This is a genomic window from Paenibacillus sp. FSL M8-0212, assembly GCF_038004645.1.
Lineage (GTDB): Bacteria > Bacillota > Bacilli > Paenibacillales > Paenibacillaceae > Paenibacillus.
Genome location: NZ_JBBORP010000001.1, coordinates 3281395 through 3300013, shown reverse-complemented (window position 1 = coordinate 3300013; position 18619 = coordinate 3281395). Strand labels below are relative to the sequence as shown.

The window sequence follows — 18619 nt, the reverse complement described above, 5'->3', positions numbered from 1 at the left end:
CTCCAGTGCTTGCTGTATATTATTTGGTTTCAATTTCCTCATTCGAAGGAACAACCACGTCTTTTTTCGTAACAGACAATGCACCGTTCTCTTCGTCGATGAGCAATGAATCCCCTTTGGTTACGTTACCTGTGAGCAACTCTTCAGACAATTTGTCCTCGATATTCTTCTGAATTGCCCGACGAAGCGGACGTGCACCGTAAGCTGGATCAAAGCCGGCTTTAGCAAGGAAGTCCTTCGCATTGTCGGTGAGTTCGAAGTCAACCTCGTATTCACGTAGCCGTTTGCGAAGTTCCTCACTCATGAGGGTAACAATCTCTGCAATGTGTTTCTGTTCCAGAGAGTGGAATACAATAATTTCATCAATCCGGTTAAGGAACTCTGGACGGAAGCTTTTCTTCAGCTCATCCATGACTTTACCCTTCATGTTATCGTAATCCGCACCTGCATCCACAACTGCTGTGAAGCCAAGTGTAGAGTTACGTTTGATCGCTTCAGCACCCACGTTGGATGTCAGGATAATCAGCGTATTCCGGAAGTCAACAACGCGACCTTTGGAATCCGTCAGACGACCATCCTCAAGCACTTGCAGCAAGATATTGAATACTTCCGGATGTGCTTTCTCAATTTCATCGAGCAGGACAACGGAATATGGTTTGCGACGAACTTTCTCTGTCAGCTGGCCACCTTCTTCGTATCCAACATATCCCGGAGGCGCTCCGACGAGTCGGGAAGTTGAATGTTTCTCACCATACTCGGACATATCAATACGGATTACTGCATTTTCATCGCCAAACATCGCTTCAGCCAGAGCACGAGCAAGTTCTGTTTTACCTACCCCTGTAGGGCCGAGGAAGATGAATGAACCCATCGGACGTTTTGGATCTTTAAGTCCCGCACGAGCACGACGCACCGCACGGCTGACCGATTTCACAGCCTCATCTTGGCCGATGACACGTTCATGCAGAATCGATTCCAGATTCATCAGACGCTGTGTCTCTTCTTCTTTCAGTTTGTTCACTGGAATTCCTGTCCAGTTGGCTACCACTTGTGCGATATCCTCAGGTGTTACTTCGGAATCCGTGCGACCTTGTTTTTCTTTCCATTGGTTCTTCGTTACATCCAGCTCTTCACGGATTTTTTGTTCCGTATCACGCAGAGCGGCTGCTTTTTCGAACTCCTGGCTTTGAACTGCAGCGTCTTTTTCCTTGCGGATATCTTCCAGACGGCTTTCCAGTTGTTTCAGGTTTGGTGGGATCGTGTAAGAGTTCAATCTTACTTTGGAACCCGCCTCATCAATCAGGTCGATCGCTTTGTCTGGCAGGAAACGGTCTGTAATGTAACGGTCAGACAGTTTAACTGCCTGCACAATCGCTTCGTCCGTAATTTTCACGCGGTGATGCGCCTCATAACGGTCACGCAAGCCATGCAAGATTTGAATCGCTTCTTCCGGAGAAGGCTGATCTACAGTAATCGGTTGGAAACGACGCTCAAGCGCTGCATCCTTCTCGATGTATTTACGATATTCATCCAGTGTTGTCGCACCGATACATTGCAATTCTCCACGGGCCAGAGCCGGTTTCAAAATGTTAGAAGCATCGATGGCACCTTCAGCTCCGCCTGCGCCAATCAAAGTATGCAATTCGTCGATAAACAGGACAATGTTACCTGCTTGGCGAATCTCATCCATGATTTTTTTCAGACGATCTTCAAACTCACCACGATATTTGGTTCCAGCGACTACTGAACCCATATCCAGAGTCATTACACGTTTGTCGCGCAATGTTTCCGGAATCTCATTTGCAATGATTTTTTGTGCAAGGCCTTCAGCAATCGCTGTTTTACCTACACCTGGCTCACCGATCAATACCGGGTTGTTCTTGGTACGACGGCTGAGCACTTGGATGACACGCTCAATTTCTTTGCTACGCCCAATGACTGGGTCAAGGTTATTCTCTCTGGCGTAAGCCGTGAGGTCACGTGCCAGACTGTCCAGCGTTGGTGTGCTGACATTGGCAGGTGTTCCATTATGGCTGGATACAGCTTCACTGCTGCCAAGCAACTGTAACACTTGTTGACGTGCTTTGTTCAGGCTGATACCCAGGTTATTGAGCACACGTGCTGCAACACCCTCGCCTTCACGAATCAATCCGAGCAGGATATGCTCTGTGCCTACATAGGTATGGCCCAATTTACGAGCTTCATCCATAGACAGTTCAATTACTTTTTTCGCACGTGGCGTATATGCAATGTTGGTAGGTTGCTCTTGGCCACGGCCAATCAGCGTTTCTACTTCATCCTGAATTTTTTCCAATCCGAGTCCCAGGCCGATCAGTGCTTTGGCTGCGATGCCTTCGCCTTCACGAATGAGGCCGAGCAAAATATGCTCAGTACCGATGTTATTATGACCGAGACGGACAGCTTCTTCCTGCGCGAGTGCGAGCACCTTTTGGGCCCGTTCCGTAAATCTTCCAAACATCATATCTCCTGCACCTCCATGGTTTTGGATAAAACGAGGGGTTTCAAACAATCCCCGTCGTATTCTTCATATCATTTTTGTTTGCAGCCGTGCTGCGAATAAAGTCATTCGGCATTTGTACATGCCTTATTATATAAAAGCCGCAATGCGGCATGAAACCATAATTCAATACAATATCAGGCTAAGCTAGGACTGCTTCGCTGCATTGATCGTATCACGAATCAACTGAGCACGATAGATGTCACGCTCATCTGTGCGCATATCTTCCCCGAATGTTTTCTGCAGGAATCCCGGCTGTGTCATCACGTTCAACTCATTCATTACCGTGATGGACAGTCCATCCAACAAACCGAGATCCACGCCAAGGCGTACATCCGATAAGCGCTGTGCAGCTTCCTTTGAATCAACAATAGCTGCATGAGACAATATGCCGTAAGAGCGCATGACACGATCCGTAATTCGAAGTCTGGAGTCGCTCATTAACCGTTCTCTGGCAGTACGTTCATGACCAATCATCTGTAACACAACACCGTGCAGGTTCTCGATAACTTCCTGTTCGGTCTGTCCCAGTGTAATCTGGTTCGAGATCTGAAACAGGTTCCCCATCGCCTCACTGCCTTCACCATATATCCCCCTTACAGTCAATCCCACTTGGGAAACTGCGGTTAAAATACGGCCAATCTGCTGCGTCATCACCAGGGCAGGCAGGTGCATCATAACCGATGCTCTGACACCTGTACCTACATTGGTAGGACAGCTGGTTAAGTATCCTCTGCGATCATCAAAAGCATAATCCACGTGCGCTTCAAAAGCATCATCTATTGCAGAAGCTTTCTCCCAGGCTTCTTTTACCTGGAACCCCGGATAGAGGCACTGGATACGAAGATGATCCTCTTCATTAATCATAATACTGACAGACTCATCCTCACTGAGAATAACCGCACCATTTCTGGATTCATTCGCAAGACTTGGACTGATGAGATGTTTCTCCACCAGCACCCGTTTGTCGAGTTCGTCAATATCGATCAGATCCAACGTATGAAAATCCCCAAAGGCATGAACGTCATCGTATTGAAGTACTTCGCTCAGCTTATTCAGCACCTCTTCCGATTGCTCATTGGAAGCCAGCATCGGAAACGGAACATGCTGAAGGTTGCGCGCAATCCGGACACGGCTGCTAATGACGATTTCGGAATCAGCCGCATCACTGCGCATCCAGTCGCTGAGCGCCTTCTCTGTAAAGCGCAGATTAGGCATTACGCATCCCTCCTACTCATGACAAACTTTACTCCTGAGCTATTCCTTTTTCAAGCCCTCTGATCTGGTCACGGATCTGAGCCGCCTCTTCAAATTCCTCTTGGGCGATGCTCTCCTGAAGCTCACGCTTCAGATCAGCGATTTGCCGTTTCACCTTGATGCGACCACCAGCTCGTGCAGGCACTTTGCCTACATGGGACGTACTACCATGAACCCGCTTGAACAAAGGGTCCAGACGGCTGTCAAAATATTTATAACATGAACTGCAGCCAAATCGGCCTATCTTGCTGAATTGTGAGTACGTCATACCACACTCTTCACACTGAAGTGCTTTTGCAGGTGGTGCTCCTGCCGATCCACTTTTGCCGGCTGGATCAAAATCAAGCAACCCGGACAACAAGTTGTGAATGGAAAAACCGCCTGCTGTCCCAGGGATCATTTCCCCTTTTTCACGGGCACATGACTCACAAATATGGAATTCCGTCTTCTCTCCATTTACAATCTTCGTAAAATGAAGTGTCGCCGGACGTTTATTGCATTCTTGGCACAGCATATTGATGTACCTCCTTTGACCCCGATAGTTTTCATTTACCGAGCAAAGATATTAACATCGCCTTCAACATTCTGGCACGAATTTGATCCCGGTAAGGAAGTTTGACTAATATAACCTCTCTAGATACAGCAGCTCGCATCAACCCGGCTTCCCGCTTGCTCAAGAAGCGCGCTTCTTCCAATTGATAGATCAGACCTTCGGCAGCTGTCTGCCCGATCTCTTCACCAATACTATGGTGCAAATGATTATGCAGAGCTGATTGGGCCGGTAATTCAATGCGCTGTATGCGAACATAACCACCACCGCCGCGTTTACTCTCTACCAGGTATCCCTTCTCGAGTGTAAAACGTGTGCTGATGACATAATTGATCTGGGAAGGTACACATGAGAATTGATCTGCCAGATCATTACGCTGAATTTCAACCATTCCTTCGGGACTTTCATGCAAAATACTCTTCAGATATCGTTCGATAATATCAGAGATATTACGCATCCAATCATCCTCCACTGTCTGAAACGTTAAGTCAATAAGGACCCACACGCCCCCACAGAGTACACCTTCTCTACCCATTTAACCAATCAGGGAAACAGCGAATCTTGCTTCCACAGGTGTCAACAGGAGAGCGAAGGAAGCACGAAGGTCCTTTAATATTCCCTTGATCCTCCGATGAAATGAATCCCGTATATTGGCGCTCATCCATCAGATTGTAGAAAGAAAGTTACTTAAGTATTAAACCTTTAGTTGACTTTGACTTTCTTTGACTTTATAACCATTATAGCATATTTTGTGGTTTTGCCAAGTGGGGTCACTATTCATTTTTTACGATTTTACACGAAATATTCCCCAGACACAAAAAAACCTCTCCAAAATTGCTGGAGAAGTCCATTTGTCTTTCGATCACGCCGTATTTCTATATAAGCCAATCAAGTTTAAATGAAGCAGTGGGAATAGTAATAGTCATCAGAAGAAATCGAGTAAATAGGTTTCCCGTTCAGGAATCGCTTGTTCCAAAGCCTTGATTGCTGCTTCTGGTCCGTGAATTCTTCCGATCCGTGCCATTTCCGTTGGTCTGCGATACCCCATCAGCACTGCGGTAAGGGACTGAATGTCTAACTTAATACTCTGATCATCAGTAATTGGCTCCGATGTTTTCCATATGGACGCTGTTCCATTCATTGCCACGTTTAATTGCCATACCCCTTCATTCCATGGAGCGTGGGTATCCTCTACCTGTAGAACAATTTGCACTGGTGAGTCTTGGCTTGCAAATGGATACTGGGATATAAACTGCTCCACACTAACGATGCGTGCCATAAAATAAGGTACGATTTCTTGCTGAATCCGTGGGTTATCCAATTGGAAAGCAAGCGTATCACTGGCTGGTGCCTGCAACGTAACTTCCTGAATCATGGAATCATGATTGGCAATGAAGGTCCACAGCCCTTGTCTAGCCTCTTCATTCAGATAGATGATCTCTTTAATGGTAAATTTATTTTCCTTAACTTCATATAAAAGATAACCTTGTGCTGCATCAGCTTCATCGTAATATACAGCCTTCTGGCTGGTCCCATTAACAAGAACTGAATTCTCCCACCTTGCATCATCCCGAACCAGAGTTCCGTTATAACGCTCAGCATAAGCACTGTATACTTCCTTTAAAATACTGAGGCCCGGATCCCCACGCCGAATTGTTCCCGGTGTCGCTTTTTTCATAGGCAAATGAGCTGTAGGTACTTTATAACGTTTAAATTCAACATAAGTCTCCCATCCATACTTCCGATAGAAACCAAAAGAGAATGGATGCAAGAACGATATACTTTGTTTGTTACGATTCATTTCTTCCAACGCATGCTTCAGCAGACCCGCTACCCAGCCTTTGCGTCTATACTCTGGCCAGGTGGCTACACCCGCAATACCGCCCATTTCGAACGATCTGCCATGAATATAGGTTTGAAAAGGAATGATGTGAAGTTTGGCTCCTAGCTGCCCGTCCTCATATACACCCCATATATCCTGTGACGAAAATTGACTCCGCCGTTTTTCTTTTTGTTCCTCACTCATTACTACTTGAAAAGCATATTTGGAGAGTGCCATAGCCGGTTCAAAATCATCTACCGTCAATTTCTGAATTTCCATGTCGTCCTACACCCCATTCGCTAGAGTTATTATCAATCCAAATCATGGCCTGATATGTGATATATGTACCCCTTAGAGTGTGTCAGAGGATTCTTACAAAGTCAAATAAGAGATGCTTTCGCATCCCCTTAAATAAACAAATAAAAACCACCACCGAATAACATCGGCAGTGGTTCTTCGCTTGGCGGCGTCCTACTCTCCCAGGACCCTGCGGTCCAAGTACCATCGGCGCTAGAGGGCTTAACGGTCGTGTTCGGGATGGGTACGTGTGGAACCCCTCCGCCATCGCCACCAAACGCGATTTGTCGAAGCATAGCTTCTTGAAATCAGATATGGAACTGAAAATCATACACACGTTCTGTGATGTAACGATTTTCATTTCAGAGATCATTCTCTGAAAACTAGATTCGAAACGAAACATGCGATTTAGAACTTGCTAATTGGATAAGCCCTCGACCGATTAGTACTGGTCAGCTCCATGCATTGCTGCACTTCCACCCCCAGCCTATCTACCTCGTCGTCTTCAAGGGGTCTTACATACTGGGAAATCTCATCTTGAGGGGGGCTTCACGCTTAGATGCTTTCAGCGTTTATCCCGTCCGTACATAGCTACCCAGCGGTGCTCCTGGCGGAACAACTGGTACACCAGCGGTACGTCCATCCCGGTCCTCTCGTACTAAGGACAGCTCCTCTCAAATTTCCTACGCCCACGACAGATAGGGACCGAACTGTCTCACGACGTTCTGAACCCAGCTCGCGTACCGCTTTAATGGGCGAACAGCCCAACCCTTGGGACCTACTTCAGCCCCAGGATGCGATGAGCCGACATCGAGGTGCCAAACCTCCCCGTCGATGTGGACTCTTGGGGGAGATAAGCCTGTTATCCCCAGGGTAGCTTTTATCCGTTGAGCGATGGCCCTTCCATGCGGTACCACCGGATCACTAAGCCCGACTTTCGTCCCTGCTCGACTTGTAGGTCTCGCAGTCAAGCTCCCTTATGCCTTTGCACTCTTCGAATGATTTCCAACCATTCTGAGGGAACCTTTGGGCGCCTCCGTTACTCTTTAGGAGGCGACCGCCCCAGTCAAACTGCCCACCTGACACTGTCCCCGCACCGGATTACGGTACCAGGTTAGAACCTAGATACGATCAGGGTGGTATCCCAACGTTGCCTCCACGCAAGCTGGCGCTCACGTTTCAAAGGCTCCCACCTATCCTGTACAGATCGTACCCAAATTCAATATCAAGCTGCAGTAAAGCTCCATGGGGTCTTTCCGTCTTGTCGCGGGTAACCTGCATCTTCACAGGTATTAAAATTTCACCGGATCTCTCGTTGAGACAGCGCCCAAGTCGTTACGCCATTCGTGCGGGTCAGAATTTACCTGACAAGGAATTTCGCTACCTTAGGACCGTTATAGTTACGGCCGCCGTTTACTGGGGCTTCGGTTCACAGCTTCGGATTGCTCCTAACCACTCCCCTTAACCTTCCAGCACCGGGCAGGCGTCAGCCCGTATACTTCGCCTTACGGCTTCGCACAGACCTGTGTTTTTGCTAAACAGTCGCTTGGGCCTTTTCACTGCGGCCCCCTCGTGCTATTCACACTACCGGGGCACCCCTTCTCCCGAAGTTACGGGGTCATTTTGCCGAGTTCCTTAACGAGAGTTCTTCCGCGCGCCTTAGAATACTCTTCTCGCCTACCTGTGTCGGTTTGCGGTACGGGCACCATCACCTGGCTAGAGGCTTTTCTTGGCAGTGTGAGATCATGACCTTCGCTACTATAATTTTCGCTCCCCATCACAGCTCAGCCTTACAATGTGCGGATTTGCCTACACATCAGCCTTACTGCTTAGACGGACATCCATCAGTCCGCGTCACTACCCTACTGCGTCCCCCCATTGCTCATAACGGCTTACGGTGGTACAGGAATTTCGACCTGTTGTCCTTCGACTACGCCTTTCGGCCTCGCCTTAGGTCCCGACTTACCCTGAGCGGACGAGCCTTCCTCAGGAACCCTTAGGCTTTCGGCGGATCAGATTCTCACTGATCTTTTCGTTACTCATACCGGCATTCTCACTTGTATAATGTCCAGCGCTCCTTACGGTACACCTTCAACCCTTATACAACGCTCCCCTACCCCTGATGCAAAGCATCAAGCCATAGCTTCGGTGGTGTGTTTAGCCCCGTTACATTTTCGGCGCAGAGTCACTCGACCAGTGAGCTATTACGCACTCTTTCAATGGTGGCTGCTTCTAAGCCAACATCCTGGTTGTCTGTGCAACTCCACATCCTTTCCCACTTAACACACACTTGGGGACCTTAGCTGATGGTCTGGGCTGTTTCCCTTTTGACAATGGATCTTAGCACTCACTGTCTGACTCCCGGAAGTAAGTCTATGGCATTCGGAGTTTGACTGAGCTTGGTAACCCTTGCGGGCCCCGCACCCAATCAGTGCTCTACCTCCACGACTCTGTTTTCCGAGGCTAGCCCTAAAGCTATTTCGGGGAGAACCAGCTATCTCCGAGTTCGATTGGAATTTCTCCGCTACCCCCACCTCATCCCCGCATTTTTCAACATGCGTGGGTTCGGGCCTCCAGTGCGTGTTACCGCACCTTCACCCTGGACAGGGGTAGATCACCCGGTTTCGGGTCTACGTCCACGTACTATGTCGCCCTATTCAGACTCGCTTTCGCTGCGGCTCCGGCTCTTCACCTTAACCTTGCACGGGAACGTAACTCGCCGGTTCATTCTACAAAAGGCACGCCATCACCCCTAAAACGGGCTCTGACTTTTTGTAAGCACACGGTTTCAGGTTCTATTTCACTCCCCTTCCGGGGTGCTTTTCACCTTTCCCTCACGGTACTGCTTCACTATCGGTCGCTAGGAAGTATTTAGCCTTGGCAGATGGTCCTGCCGGATTCATACGGGGTTTCACGTGCCCCGCACTACTCGGGATCCGTCTCGGAGGGAACAGACTTTCAACTACAGGGCTTTTACCTTCTTTGGCGGGCCTTTCCAGACCTCTTCGCTTAACCGGTTCCTTTGTAACTCCATGTGAGACGTCCCACAACCCCAAAGAGCAAGCTCTCTGGTTTGGGCTTCTCCGCGTTCGCTCGCCGCTACTGACGGAATCACTATTGTTTTCTCTTCCTCAGGGTACTTAGATGTTTCAGTTCCCCTGGTATGCCTCTACACAACCTATGTATTCAGTTGTGAGTAACTGGAAATTACCCCAGCTGGGTTTCCCCATTCGGACACCCCCGGATCAAAGCTTGCTTACAGCTCCCCGAGGCAGTTTCGTTGTTCGCCACGTCCTTCATCGGCTCCTAGCGCCTAGGCATCCTCCGTGTGCTCTTAGTAGCTTAACCATTTTGTTCCGGTTTCGGTCGCTCGCTTCCCTTGGTTTGCTTGCGCAAAGCCAAAAGTCGCTTTCACCCGATACCATCACAAAAGCAATTTAACTACCTTTATACACTTGACTTGTTTGCACAAGTTCAGCTAAAAAGGAATGTTCTAATTCGCGTTTGTTTCGTTTCGATATCTAGTTTTCAAAGAACAAGCCAAATAGATGAAATTGTTTGGTGGAGCCAAGCGGGATCGAACCGCTGACCTCCTGCTTGCAAGGCAGGCGCTCTCCCAGCTGAGCTATGGCCCCTCAAATTCCATCAAAACTGAACAAATGGATAAGTAACTGTGTTGCTGTTGCAGGTTCTAAGAACCTGCTTATTTGAATGTTTCCGTTGCAGGAAACGATTCTCCATAGAAAGGAGGTGATCCAGCCGCACCTTCCGATACGGCTACCTTGTTACGACTTCACCCCAATCATCTATCCCACCTTCGGCGGCTGGCTCCTTGCGGTTACCCCACCGACTTCGGGTGTTATAAACTCTCGTGGTGTGACGGGCGGTGTGTACAAGACCCGGGAACGTATTCACCGCGGCATGCTGATCCGCGATTACTAGCAATTCCGACTTCATGCAGGCGAGTTGCAGCCTGCAATCCGAACTGAGACCGGCTTTGTTGGGATTGGCTCCATCTCGCGATTTCGCAGCCCGTTGTACCGGCCATTGTAGTACGTGTGTAGCCCAGGTCATAAGGGGCATGATGATTTGACGTCATCCCCACCTTCCTCCGGTTTGTCACCGGCAGTCTATCTAGAGTGCCCACCCGAAGTGCTGGCAACTAAATATAAGGGTTGCGCTCGTTGCGGGACTTAACCCAACATCTCACGACACGAGCTGACGACAACCATGCACCACCTGTCTCCTCTGTCCCGAAGGAAAGATACATCTCTGTACCGATCAGAGGGATGTCAAGACCTGGTAAGGTTCTTCGCGTTGCTTCGAATTAAACCACATACTCCACTGCTTGTGCGGGTCCCCGTCAATTCCTTTGAGTTTCAGTCTTGCGACCGTACTCCCCAGGCGGAGTGCTTAATGTGTTAACTTCGGCACCAAGGGTATCGAAACCCCTAACACCTAGCACTCATCGTTTACGGCGTGGACTACCAGGGTATCTAATCCTGTTTGCTCCCCACGCTTTCGCGCCTCAGCGTCAGTTACAGCCCAGAGAGTCGCCTTCGCCACTGGTGTTCCTCCACATATCTACGCATTTCACCGCTACACGTGGAATTCCACTCTCCTCTTCTGCACTCAAGTCACCCAGTTTCCAGTGCGATCCGGGGTTGAGCCCCGGGATTAAACACCAGACTTAAATGACCGCCTGCGCGCGCTTTACGCCCAATAATTCCGGACAACGCTTGCCCCCTACGTATTACCGCGGCTGCTGGCACGTAGTTAGCCGGGGCTTTCTTCTCAGGTACCGTCACCTTGAGAGCAGTTACTCTCCCAAGCGTTCTTCCCTGGCAACAGAGCTTTACGATCCGAAAACCTTCATCACTCACGCGGCATTGCTCCGTCAGGCTTTCGCCCATTGCGGAAGATTCCCTACTGCTGCCTCCCGTAGGAGTCTGGGCCGTGTCTCAGTCCCAGTGTGGCCGATCACCCTCTCAGGTCGGCTACGCATCGTCGCCTTGGTGAGCCGTTACCCCACCAACTAGCTAATGCGCCGCAGGCCCATCCCCAAGTGACAGATTGCTCCGTCTTTCCAGTTTCCTTCAGGCGAAGAAAACAATTATTCGGTATTAGCTACCGTTTCCGGTAGTTGTCCCAAACTTGAGGGCAGGTTGCCTACGTGTTACTCACCCGTCCGCCGCTAAGTATCAAGGAAGCAAGCTTCCTATCAACTCCGCTCGACTTGCATGTATTAGGCATGCCGCCAGCGTTCGTCCTGAGCCAGGATCAAACTCTCCAATAAAGTATTGAAAAGAGCGATAAGCTCATTTTGAATCTGACGATTCATTGTGAATCAAAAGTTACTATCCATTTGTTCAGTTTTCAAGGAACTTGTATGTCCGTTTATGTTGATGTTTGTCAACCGGACAGGAATCTTATCATATCATGTTAACTAACTTACTGTCAACACTTTGTTTTCGTCACCTTTCAAATGATTATGACAATCATTCGTTTGAAGCGACAAGAAATAATATATCATGTAGCGATTTATTTAGCAAGCATTTTTAATCTCCCCTCTGATATTATATAAATCTTCAACAACGGTATCTTGCCTTCAGCCTATATGCGACACATTAACACAATATCTGAAACAAAGATGGAACCTATTAAAGGCTACTCTTTATCAAAGAAACATGTCCTTTCTATAATATTGATTTCTAAAACCATACGTAATAAGGATCTAGATGAAGGTCAGCTAGAGTGCCCGATTGGGATAATGAGCCCTGCCCTCCTGTTGGTTTGAAGAAAGTGATCCAAAAACTCTATAATAAGGTATATAGATATAAAGATAAGGCTAAGCAATCAAGTGTACTTCTTCATACGTAGTTATGAACAATCGTTAATCGTCTCGTATGATTACCTTTACACCGATAACGCACTCCATTTGCAGCTGGCTATTACATATCAAAGTTCTGAATAAACTCATTACTAACCTATATGGGGTGATCGCACTTGAAACAATGGTTGAAGAACATGCGCAAAGGTTACGGCAAAAAGTTGGTTTCCATCCATGCTTGGAATGCCTGGATTGTTGTGATCCTTGCTATATCAGGTCTTATGCTGGTAGGCGGCTTTTGGCGAGAGATACTCGGAATTGGGCGTGTATGGTTAAAATGGCTACATATCATCGTTGGGCTAGCTATGCTGGCACCCGTGGTATATTACTTGATTTTGGCCGGAAAGCACTGGAAACAGCTTCGTAATAGACCTTGGCAAAGGGTGAACACCATCTTAGTTCTTGCGCTGCTAGTAGGCTGGCTACTCTCGGGTATTGTATTATGGCAGTTCAAGCTGGCTGGACCTCGATGGTCGAATGCTGCACTTCTGATCCATGACCTGCTGACTTGGGTGGGCTTACCTTATATCATCTATCACTCCATAACTCGAACCAAATGGTTAAAGGACCCTGCACGTCGTGCAGTTAAAACCACTACAACTTCAACACAAGTTCAAAATACAGCTGATCCATCTGATTCAATATCGGATGAAAAAGAAACTCCGGCTGCTATATCTTCTTCCCGGTTTGATCGCAGTTCCGAGAGAGATCCCCTCAAATCAGAGGAGCGACCTCAACCGTTGTATACACGACGAGCTTTCATCCGTTCTGCCGTGGGGGTTGGTCTCGCCGTGACTCTTGGTCCTACTTTTATATCCTGGGTAGGACGAAATCTCAAGATCGATAATAGTATTGATAGCATGCTGGAGAACGATCCTAACCGTATGGTTCCTCTGCCACAACCGCTATCTGCTTCCTCTCCTCCCATCGGAGGCGGAGCTGAAGGTCATTTCCGCGTATATACGGTTACGCCCATACCGTCCTTCTCCAATGCTAACTGGTCTTTCCGAATCGATGGATTGGTTGAACGGGCACAGGTTTGGAACTGGGAACAGTTTGTGAAGCTGGCCCGTACCGTACAGGTTAGTGATTTCCACTGTGTAACGGGATGGTCTGTATATAAGAATACCTGGGAAGGCATTTCTCTTGCTCAGCTTTTGAAGCAAGCCGGGGTCAAACCGGAAGCTCATAGTGTGAAGTTTTATTCCGGTGACGGTGTGTATACGGATGCCATTACGATGGATCAAGCGCAAATGGAAGATATTATGGTCGCTGTCATGCATGATGGCAAACCTATCCCGGCTGATCTTGGCGGTCCGGTACGACTCGTCATTCCTCAGATGTATGCCTATAAATCGGTAAAATGGTTAAATCGCATTGAACTCATCGACAGCGAACATATCGGTTACTGGGAAGAGCGAGGATATGATAAGGATGCATGGCTTACAGGCGCATCTCAGCGCATCCCTAACAATTTAAGTGGATCATGATCACATAAGATAAGATTGGTGAGCGTCCATTCGTTGTAAAAATATTTTAGATAAATAGCAAAAGCCCCCGATCACATATTCGTGTCTTCGGGGGCTTTCTTATATGAACTCTTTTGCTAATTCATCCTTTAACCCTGTGGGTTCAAAAGACGTACAAGTTCATCCTCATCCTCAATCGTTGGAATACCGAGATCATGGGCCTTGGTTAGTTTACTACCTGCCTTCTCTCCGGCAACAACCAAATCTGTCTTTTTCGACACACTGCCAGTCACCTTCGCTCCGAGTGCTTCCAGTCTTTGCGTTGCCTCTTCCCGAGTCAGTTGGTGCAGCGTTCCAGTCAAAACGACCGTTTTACCACTGAAGAAGGAATCTTCCACAACAGCAACGGTTGGCGCCTCAGGTGCCTGAGCTTTCACGCCCAAGTTGAGCATTTTCTCAATTGCAGCCTGTGTAAACGGATCTGCAAAAAAGTTTACGATGCTCTCTGCCACAATACCACCGACGTCGGGTAGTTCAACCAGTTCTTCCACAGTTGCATTCATAATGGCGTGCAGATCACGGTAATGATCAGCGAGCATGCGCGTTGTCGATTTACCTGTGTTCGGAATACCCAGTGAGTATAGGAACGAAGCCAAGTCTCTATCTTTACTAAGCTCAAGCGCAGCGATAAGGTTGTTCGCTTTCTTTTCCCCAAATCGCTCCAGCTTCACCAGATCATCAAACTGTAACGTATACAGGTCGGCAGGCTCACGTACGTTCAATTCATCATACAGCTGAATCGCTGTTTTCTCACTGAACGTCTCGATGTCCATGGCATCACGGGAAGCAAAATGGGAAATACGTGCCACCGTTTGCGGTTTGCAAGCCAGTCTGTTGTTACAGAATAGATGCGCTCCACGTTGCTCCAGCGGGAATCCACATGCAGGACACTGCTCAGGGAAGACGATCTCCTCGCCATCACTCTCCTCCGTCACTTTGCCCAGAATTTCAGGAATGACGTCGTTGGAGCGACGAATAAAGACCCGTGTGCCCAGAGCAAACTTCAGATTTTTGCGCTCAATATCGCCGACATTGTTCAGCGTACAGTTCTGTACCGTTACTCCGGCAAGTTCAACCGGTTCTACGCGCGCCAGCGGAGTTACTTTGCCAGTACGGCCCACATTCCATACTACAGCATTAAGAACCGTCGTGGTCTCTTCTGCCTCGAATTTATATGCTACCGCCCAGCGAGGGAACTTATCGGTATAACCCAGTACCTCGCGAGTGCGCATGTCCGTAATTTTGATAACAGCTCCATCGATCAGATAGTCCAGCTTACCCCGGTTCTCCTGTATCGCAGCCAATTGTTCCATCACATCATCAAACTCATGGAAGTACGTGATGGATGGATTCACTTTGAAGCGGTTCTCACGCAGGAAGTCCATCATCTGCTGATGATTGGCAAACTGAATGTCGTCCGAATAACCTACGTTATAAAAATAAGCATTCAGTCGACGCTCAGCCGTCGCCTTTGGATTCAGGTTGCGCAGTGCTCCCGCTGCTGCATTCCGTGCATTCTTGAGCGGTTCTGCCGCGGTCTCATTGTATCGATCCAGTACAGACAAGTTCATGATACCTTCACCCTGTACTTCAATCGTGCCGCTTGTGTAAGGAATTTTGAGGGGGACAGATCTGATCGTTCTTACCTGTGCCAGAATACCTTCGCCCACCGTACCGTTACCACGAGTAGAGGCTTGTACCAACTCGCCGTTAGTGTAGGTCAGGTTGAGCGTCAATCCATCAAACTTCAACTCAATGACATAACCTGGTTCCGGTAAAGGCGTATCGGGATTTTTACTGTTATAGTCATTAATCAGTTTCAGTACACGGGTATTCCAGCTCCGAAGCTGCTCAATATTCTGTGCTTTGTCCAGACTCCATAAGGAGGATAAGTGGCGATGCGGGGTAAACCCCTTGAGCAGTTCGCCGCCCACACGCTGTGTTGGAGAATCAGGCAGAACGATGCCGCTTTCCTGTTCCAGCGTAACCAGTTCATCGTACAGAAGATCATACTCCTTATCGCTGATCTGTGGCTGATCCATCGTGTAGTACTGATAATTATGCTGGTTCAGCTCGGTAACGAGTTGCTCCATCCGGTGCATCGGGTCCATACAGGGCCATCCCTCCGTTAATTTGATCTATATATGTAGAACGAATACTCCTATTGCACGTGAACTCCGATAACAGAATAACTTTCCGAGCGCTGTTATCCCCGGATTTCTTTTATTCATTTTAAAAGGTAGAAATCCAGGGATAAAGGCGAACGCCTTGCTTCTTCAAGTTATTTCTGTTCTCTCCGTTATCGTACAAAAGGAGGTTTCGTTCTTATTCTACTTTCGTAATTGGGGCAAATCCGGCAAGCAAACGTTTCACACCCACCGGAGCCGGGAAGGCAATCTGCAGTTCGGTATCATTACCTGTCCCTTTGACCGCAACAATGGTGCCTGTCCCCCATTTGCCATGCTGCACTTTATCTCCTGCCTTGAATCCTGCTTCACCATTAGAAGCCACCGGCTTGGAAGCCGATGATGGCGTAGAGTATGCTGGGCGAGACGTGCTCGTGGTCACACGCGAAGTTGGCGTGGATGAGGTAGCAGATGAACCACTCTTGCTTTGGTGATCGAAGAGCTTGGTACCACCACCGAAGTTACTTCCTCCACTAGAACCTAGTCCACGTCCACCATATGAGCCGCCTCCGCTGCTTCCGCGGCGGTAACGATCACGAGCCATGGAGGTGTCTTCCTTCAGCTCATCCGGAATTTCGTCCAGGAAGCGGGAAGGCGGATTCGCTGTGGTACGTCCAAACAAGGTACGCATCTGGGCACACGACAGAAAAAGTTGCTCTTCTGCACGAGTAATCCCCACATAAGCAAGTCGGCGTTCTTCCTCCAGCTCTTCATTGTCCATAAAGGCCCTGCTGTGCGGGAAGACACCTTCCTCCATACCCACGATAAAGACTACCGGGAACTCCAGACCTTTGGCGCTGTGCATGGTCATCAGGGTAACGGCATCGCTCTGATCCTCTTCATCATCGTTCATGCTATCGATGTCAGCAATCAATGCAAGATCAGTGAGGAACGATACGAGCGTTTTGTCTTCATTATTTTTCTCAAATTCCATCGTTACCGACAGGAACTCATCAATGTTCTCCAGCCGTGCACGAGATTCGAGTGTGTTTTCATTTTGCATCTCAAGACGATATTGGCTCATCTCAAGAATCTTCTCGGTCAGTTCAGTTACAGACAGATACTCTACCATCTGATGCAACGCAGCGATCATGTCATAGAACTCCACCAGCGCATTTCGCGTACGGCCTGCAAATCCAAGATCATCCACAACCTGAAGTACTCGGAAAATGGAAATACCACGCTCTCCTGCCGCAGCCGCAAGCTTCGCTACCGTTGTATCACCAATGCTACGCTTCGGTACATTAATGATCCGGGTGAGACTGATATCATCGTCGGGGTTGGATAACAGGCGCAGATACGCCAGAATGTCCTTGATCTCTTTACGATCGTAGAACTTGATGCCGCCGACAATCTGATACGGAATATCAGACTTGATCAGAATTTCCTCTATAACCCGGGACTGGGCGTTGGTACGATACAAAATCGCATGGTTCTGATAGGATTTGCCGTTCTTCACATTTTTACTAATCTCGGAGGTAACAAAATACCCCTCATCATGTTCGGAATCCGCACGGTATACCTTGATCTTCGAACCACCCTCTTTGTCCGTCCACAGTTTCTTCGGTTTACGCCCTGTATTCAGGCCGATCACTTCATTCGCTGCATTCAGGATATTGGAAGTTGAACGGTAGTTCTGCTCCAGCAAAATCGTATTTGCTTCTGGATAGTCTTTCTCAAAATTCAGGATATTGCTGATATCCGCCCCGCGCCAGCGATAGATCGATTGGTCACTATCCCCTACAACGCAGATGCGGTGGTGACTGTCAGCGAGCATGCGGCACAGCATGTACTGTGCACGGTTCGTGTCCTGATACTCGTCCACGTGAATGTACTGGAATTTCTTTTGATAAAAGTCGAGGACTTCCGGTACTTCCTTGAACAGTTGAATAGTCTGCATAATGAGATCATCGAAATCAAGTGAGTTGTTGGCTCTTAACCGTTTCTGATACATCTTATATATCTTCGCTACAATACCCTCGAAATAATCTCCTGCCTGCTTCTCATATTGCTCCGGACTAATCAGTTCATTCTTGGCCGTGCTCATCATCGATTGAACTGCTTTGGGCTCGAATTTCTTGGTATCAATATTCTGATCTTTCATACAGCTGCGAATTACAGATAATTGGTCCGATGAGTCCAAAATACTGAAGTTGGAGGTAAAGCCAATACGTTCAATATCACGACGCAGAATTCGCACGCACATGGAGTGGAACGTGGATACCCAAATGTCGCGGCCCTGGGAGCCACCTACGAGTTGGGAAACCCGGTCTTGCATCTCACGAGCGGCTTTGTTTGTAAAGGTAATCGCTAAAATGCCCCACGGGGGCGCTTTCCGTGTTGCAATGAGGTAGGCAATCCGGTGTGTCAGCACCCGGGTTTTGCCGGAGCCCGCTCCGGCCATAATCAGCAGCGGGCCATCCGTCGCCTCGACGGCTTGCCGTTGAGGGGTGTTAAGCCGTGCAACGGCATCATGTATATTTACAGGTTGCATGCATGCATGCTCCTTTCGTTGGTTGGTTGGTCGGTATACCTGATCTATCCATTACACTTGGACTTCGATTGCAGCA

8 protein-coding genes, 1 tRNA gene and 3 rRNA genes are annotated in these 18619 nt (G+C 48.3%); 1 reads left to right on the top strand and 11 read right to left on the bottom strand.

Annotation, left to right across the window (positions count from 1 at the left end):
- Positions 1-19: 19 nt before the first annotated feature.
- From MKX68_RS14515 to MKX68_RS14475, 9 genes are all read right to left on the bottom strand, one after another.
- Complete coding sequence (locus MKX68_RS14515; RefSeq protein ID WP_340912550.1) at positions 20-2482, bottom strand: ATP-dependent Clp protease ATP-binding subunit; 2463 nt, start codon at positions 2480-2482, stop codon at positions 20-22.
- Positions 2483-2665: 183 nt separating this feature from the next.
- On the bottom strand, positions 2666-3736 hold the full coding sequence (locus tag MKX68_RS14510; RefSeq protein WP_340912547.1) for a protein arginine kinase: 1071 nt from the start codon (positions 3734-3736) through the stop codon (positions 2666-2668).
- Positions 3737-3764: 28 nt separating this feature from the next.
- Positions 3765-4289: a UvrB/UvrC motif-containing protein gene (locus MKX68_RS14505; protein WP_340912545.1), complete on the bottom strand. Its 525-nt coding sequence runs from the start codon at positions 4287-4289 to the stop codon at positions 3765-3767.
- Positions 4290-4320: 31 nt separating this feature from the next.
- Positions 4321-4782 carry a CtsR family transcriptional regulator gene (locus MKX68_RS14500; RefSeq protein WP_036607135.1) on the bottom strand — a complete coding sequence of 154 codons (462 nt, stop codon included), beginning with the start codon at positions 4780-4782 and terminating at the stop codon, positions 4321-4323.
- Positions 4783-5250: 468 nt separating this feature from the next.
- Positions 5251-6426 carry a GNAT family N-acetyltransferase gene (locus MKX68_RS14495; protein ID WP_340912540.1) on the bottom strand — a complete coding sequence of 392 codons (1176 nt, stop codon included), beginning with the start codon at positions 6424-6426 and terminating at the stop codon, positions 5251-5253.
- 179 nt (positions 6427-6605) lie between these two features.
- Positions 6606-6722 (bottom strand): 5S ribosomal RNA (gene rrf / locus MKX68_RS14490).
- Positions 6723-6866: 144 nt separating this feature from the next.
- Positions 6867-9792: ribosomal RNA gene (locus MKX68_RS14485) — 23S ribosomal RNA — on the bottom strand.
- Between the two features lie 211 nt (positions 9793-10003).
- Positions 10004-10079, bottom strand: a tRNA-Ala gene (locus tag MKX68_RS14480).
- A gap of 108 nt (positions 10080-10187) precedes the next feature.
- Positions 10188-11740: ribosomal RNA gene (locus MKX68_RS14475) — 16S ribosomal RNA — on the bottom strand.
- Together the 16S, 23S and 5S rRNA genes with 1 tRNA gene alongside form the textbook arrangement of a ribosomal RNA operon.
- A gap of 710 nt (positions 11741-12450) precedes the next feature.
- Between MKX68_RS14475 and MKX68_RS14470 the strand changes: the two genes are divergently transcribed.
- On the top strand, positions 12451-13824 hold the full coding sequence (locus MKX68_RS14470; protein WP_340912538.1) for a molybdopterin-dependent oxidoreductase: 1374 nt from the start codon (positions 12451-12453) through the stop codon (positions 13822-13824).
- Between the two features lie 128 nt (positions 13825-13952).
- On the opposite strand, the gene ligA is transcribed toward MKX68_RS14470, so the two are convergent.
- Both ligA and pcrA read right to left on the bottom strand, forming a co-directional pair.
- On the bottom strand, positions 13953-15974 hold the full coding sequence (gene ligA / locus MKX68_RS14465) for an NAD-dependent DNA ligase LigA (RefSeq protein ID WP_340912536.1): 2022 nt from the start codon (positions 15972-15974) through the stop codon (positions 13953-13955).
- A 214-nt stretch (positions 15975-16188) separates the two neighbouring features.
- The gene (pcrA, locus tag MKX68_RS14460) at positions 16189-18543 is read right to left on the bottom strand and encodes a DNA helicase PcrA (RefSeq protein ID WP_340912534.1); all 2355 of its coding nucleotides are present in this window, start codon (positions 18541-18543) and stop codon (positions 16189-16191) included.
- Between the last annotated feature and the right edge of the window lie 76 nt (positions 18544-18619).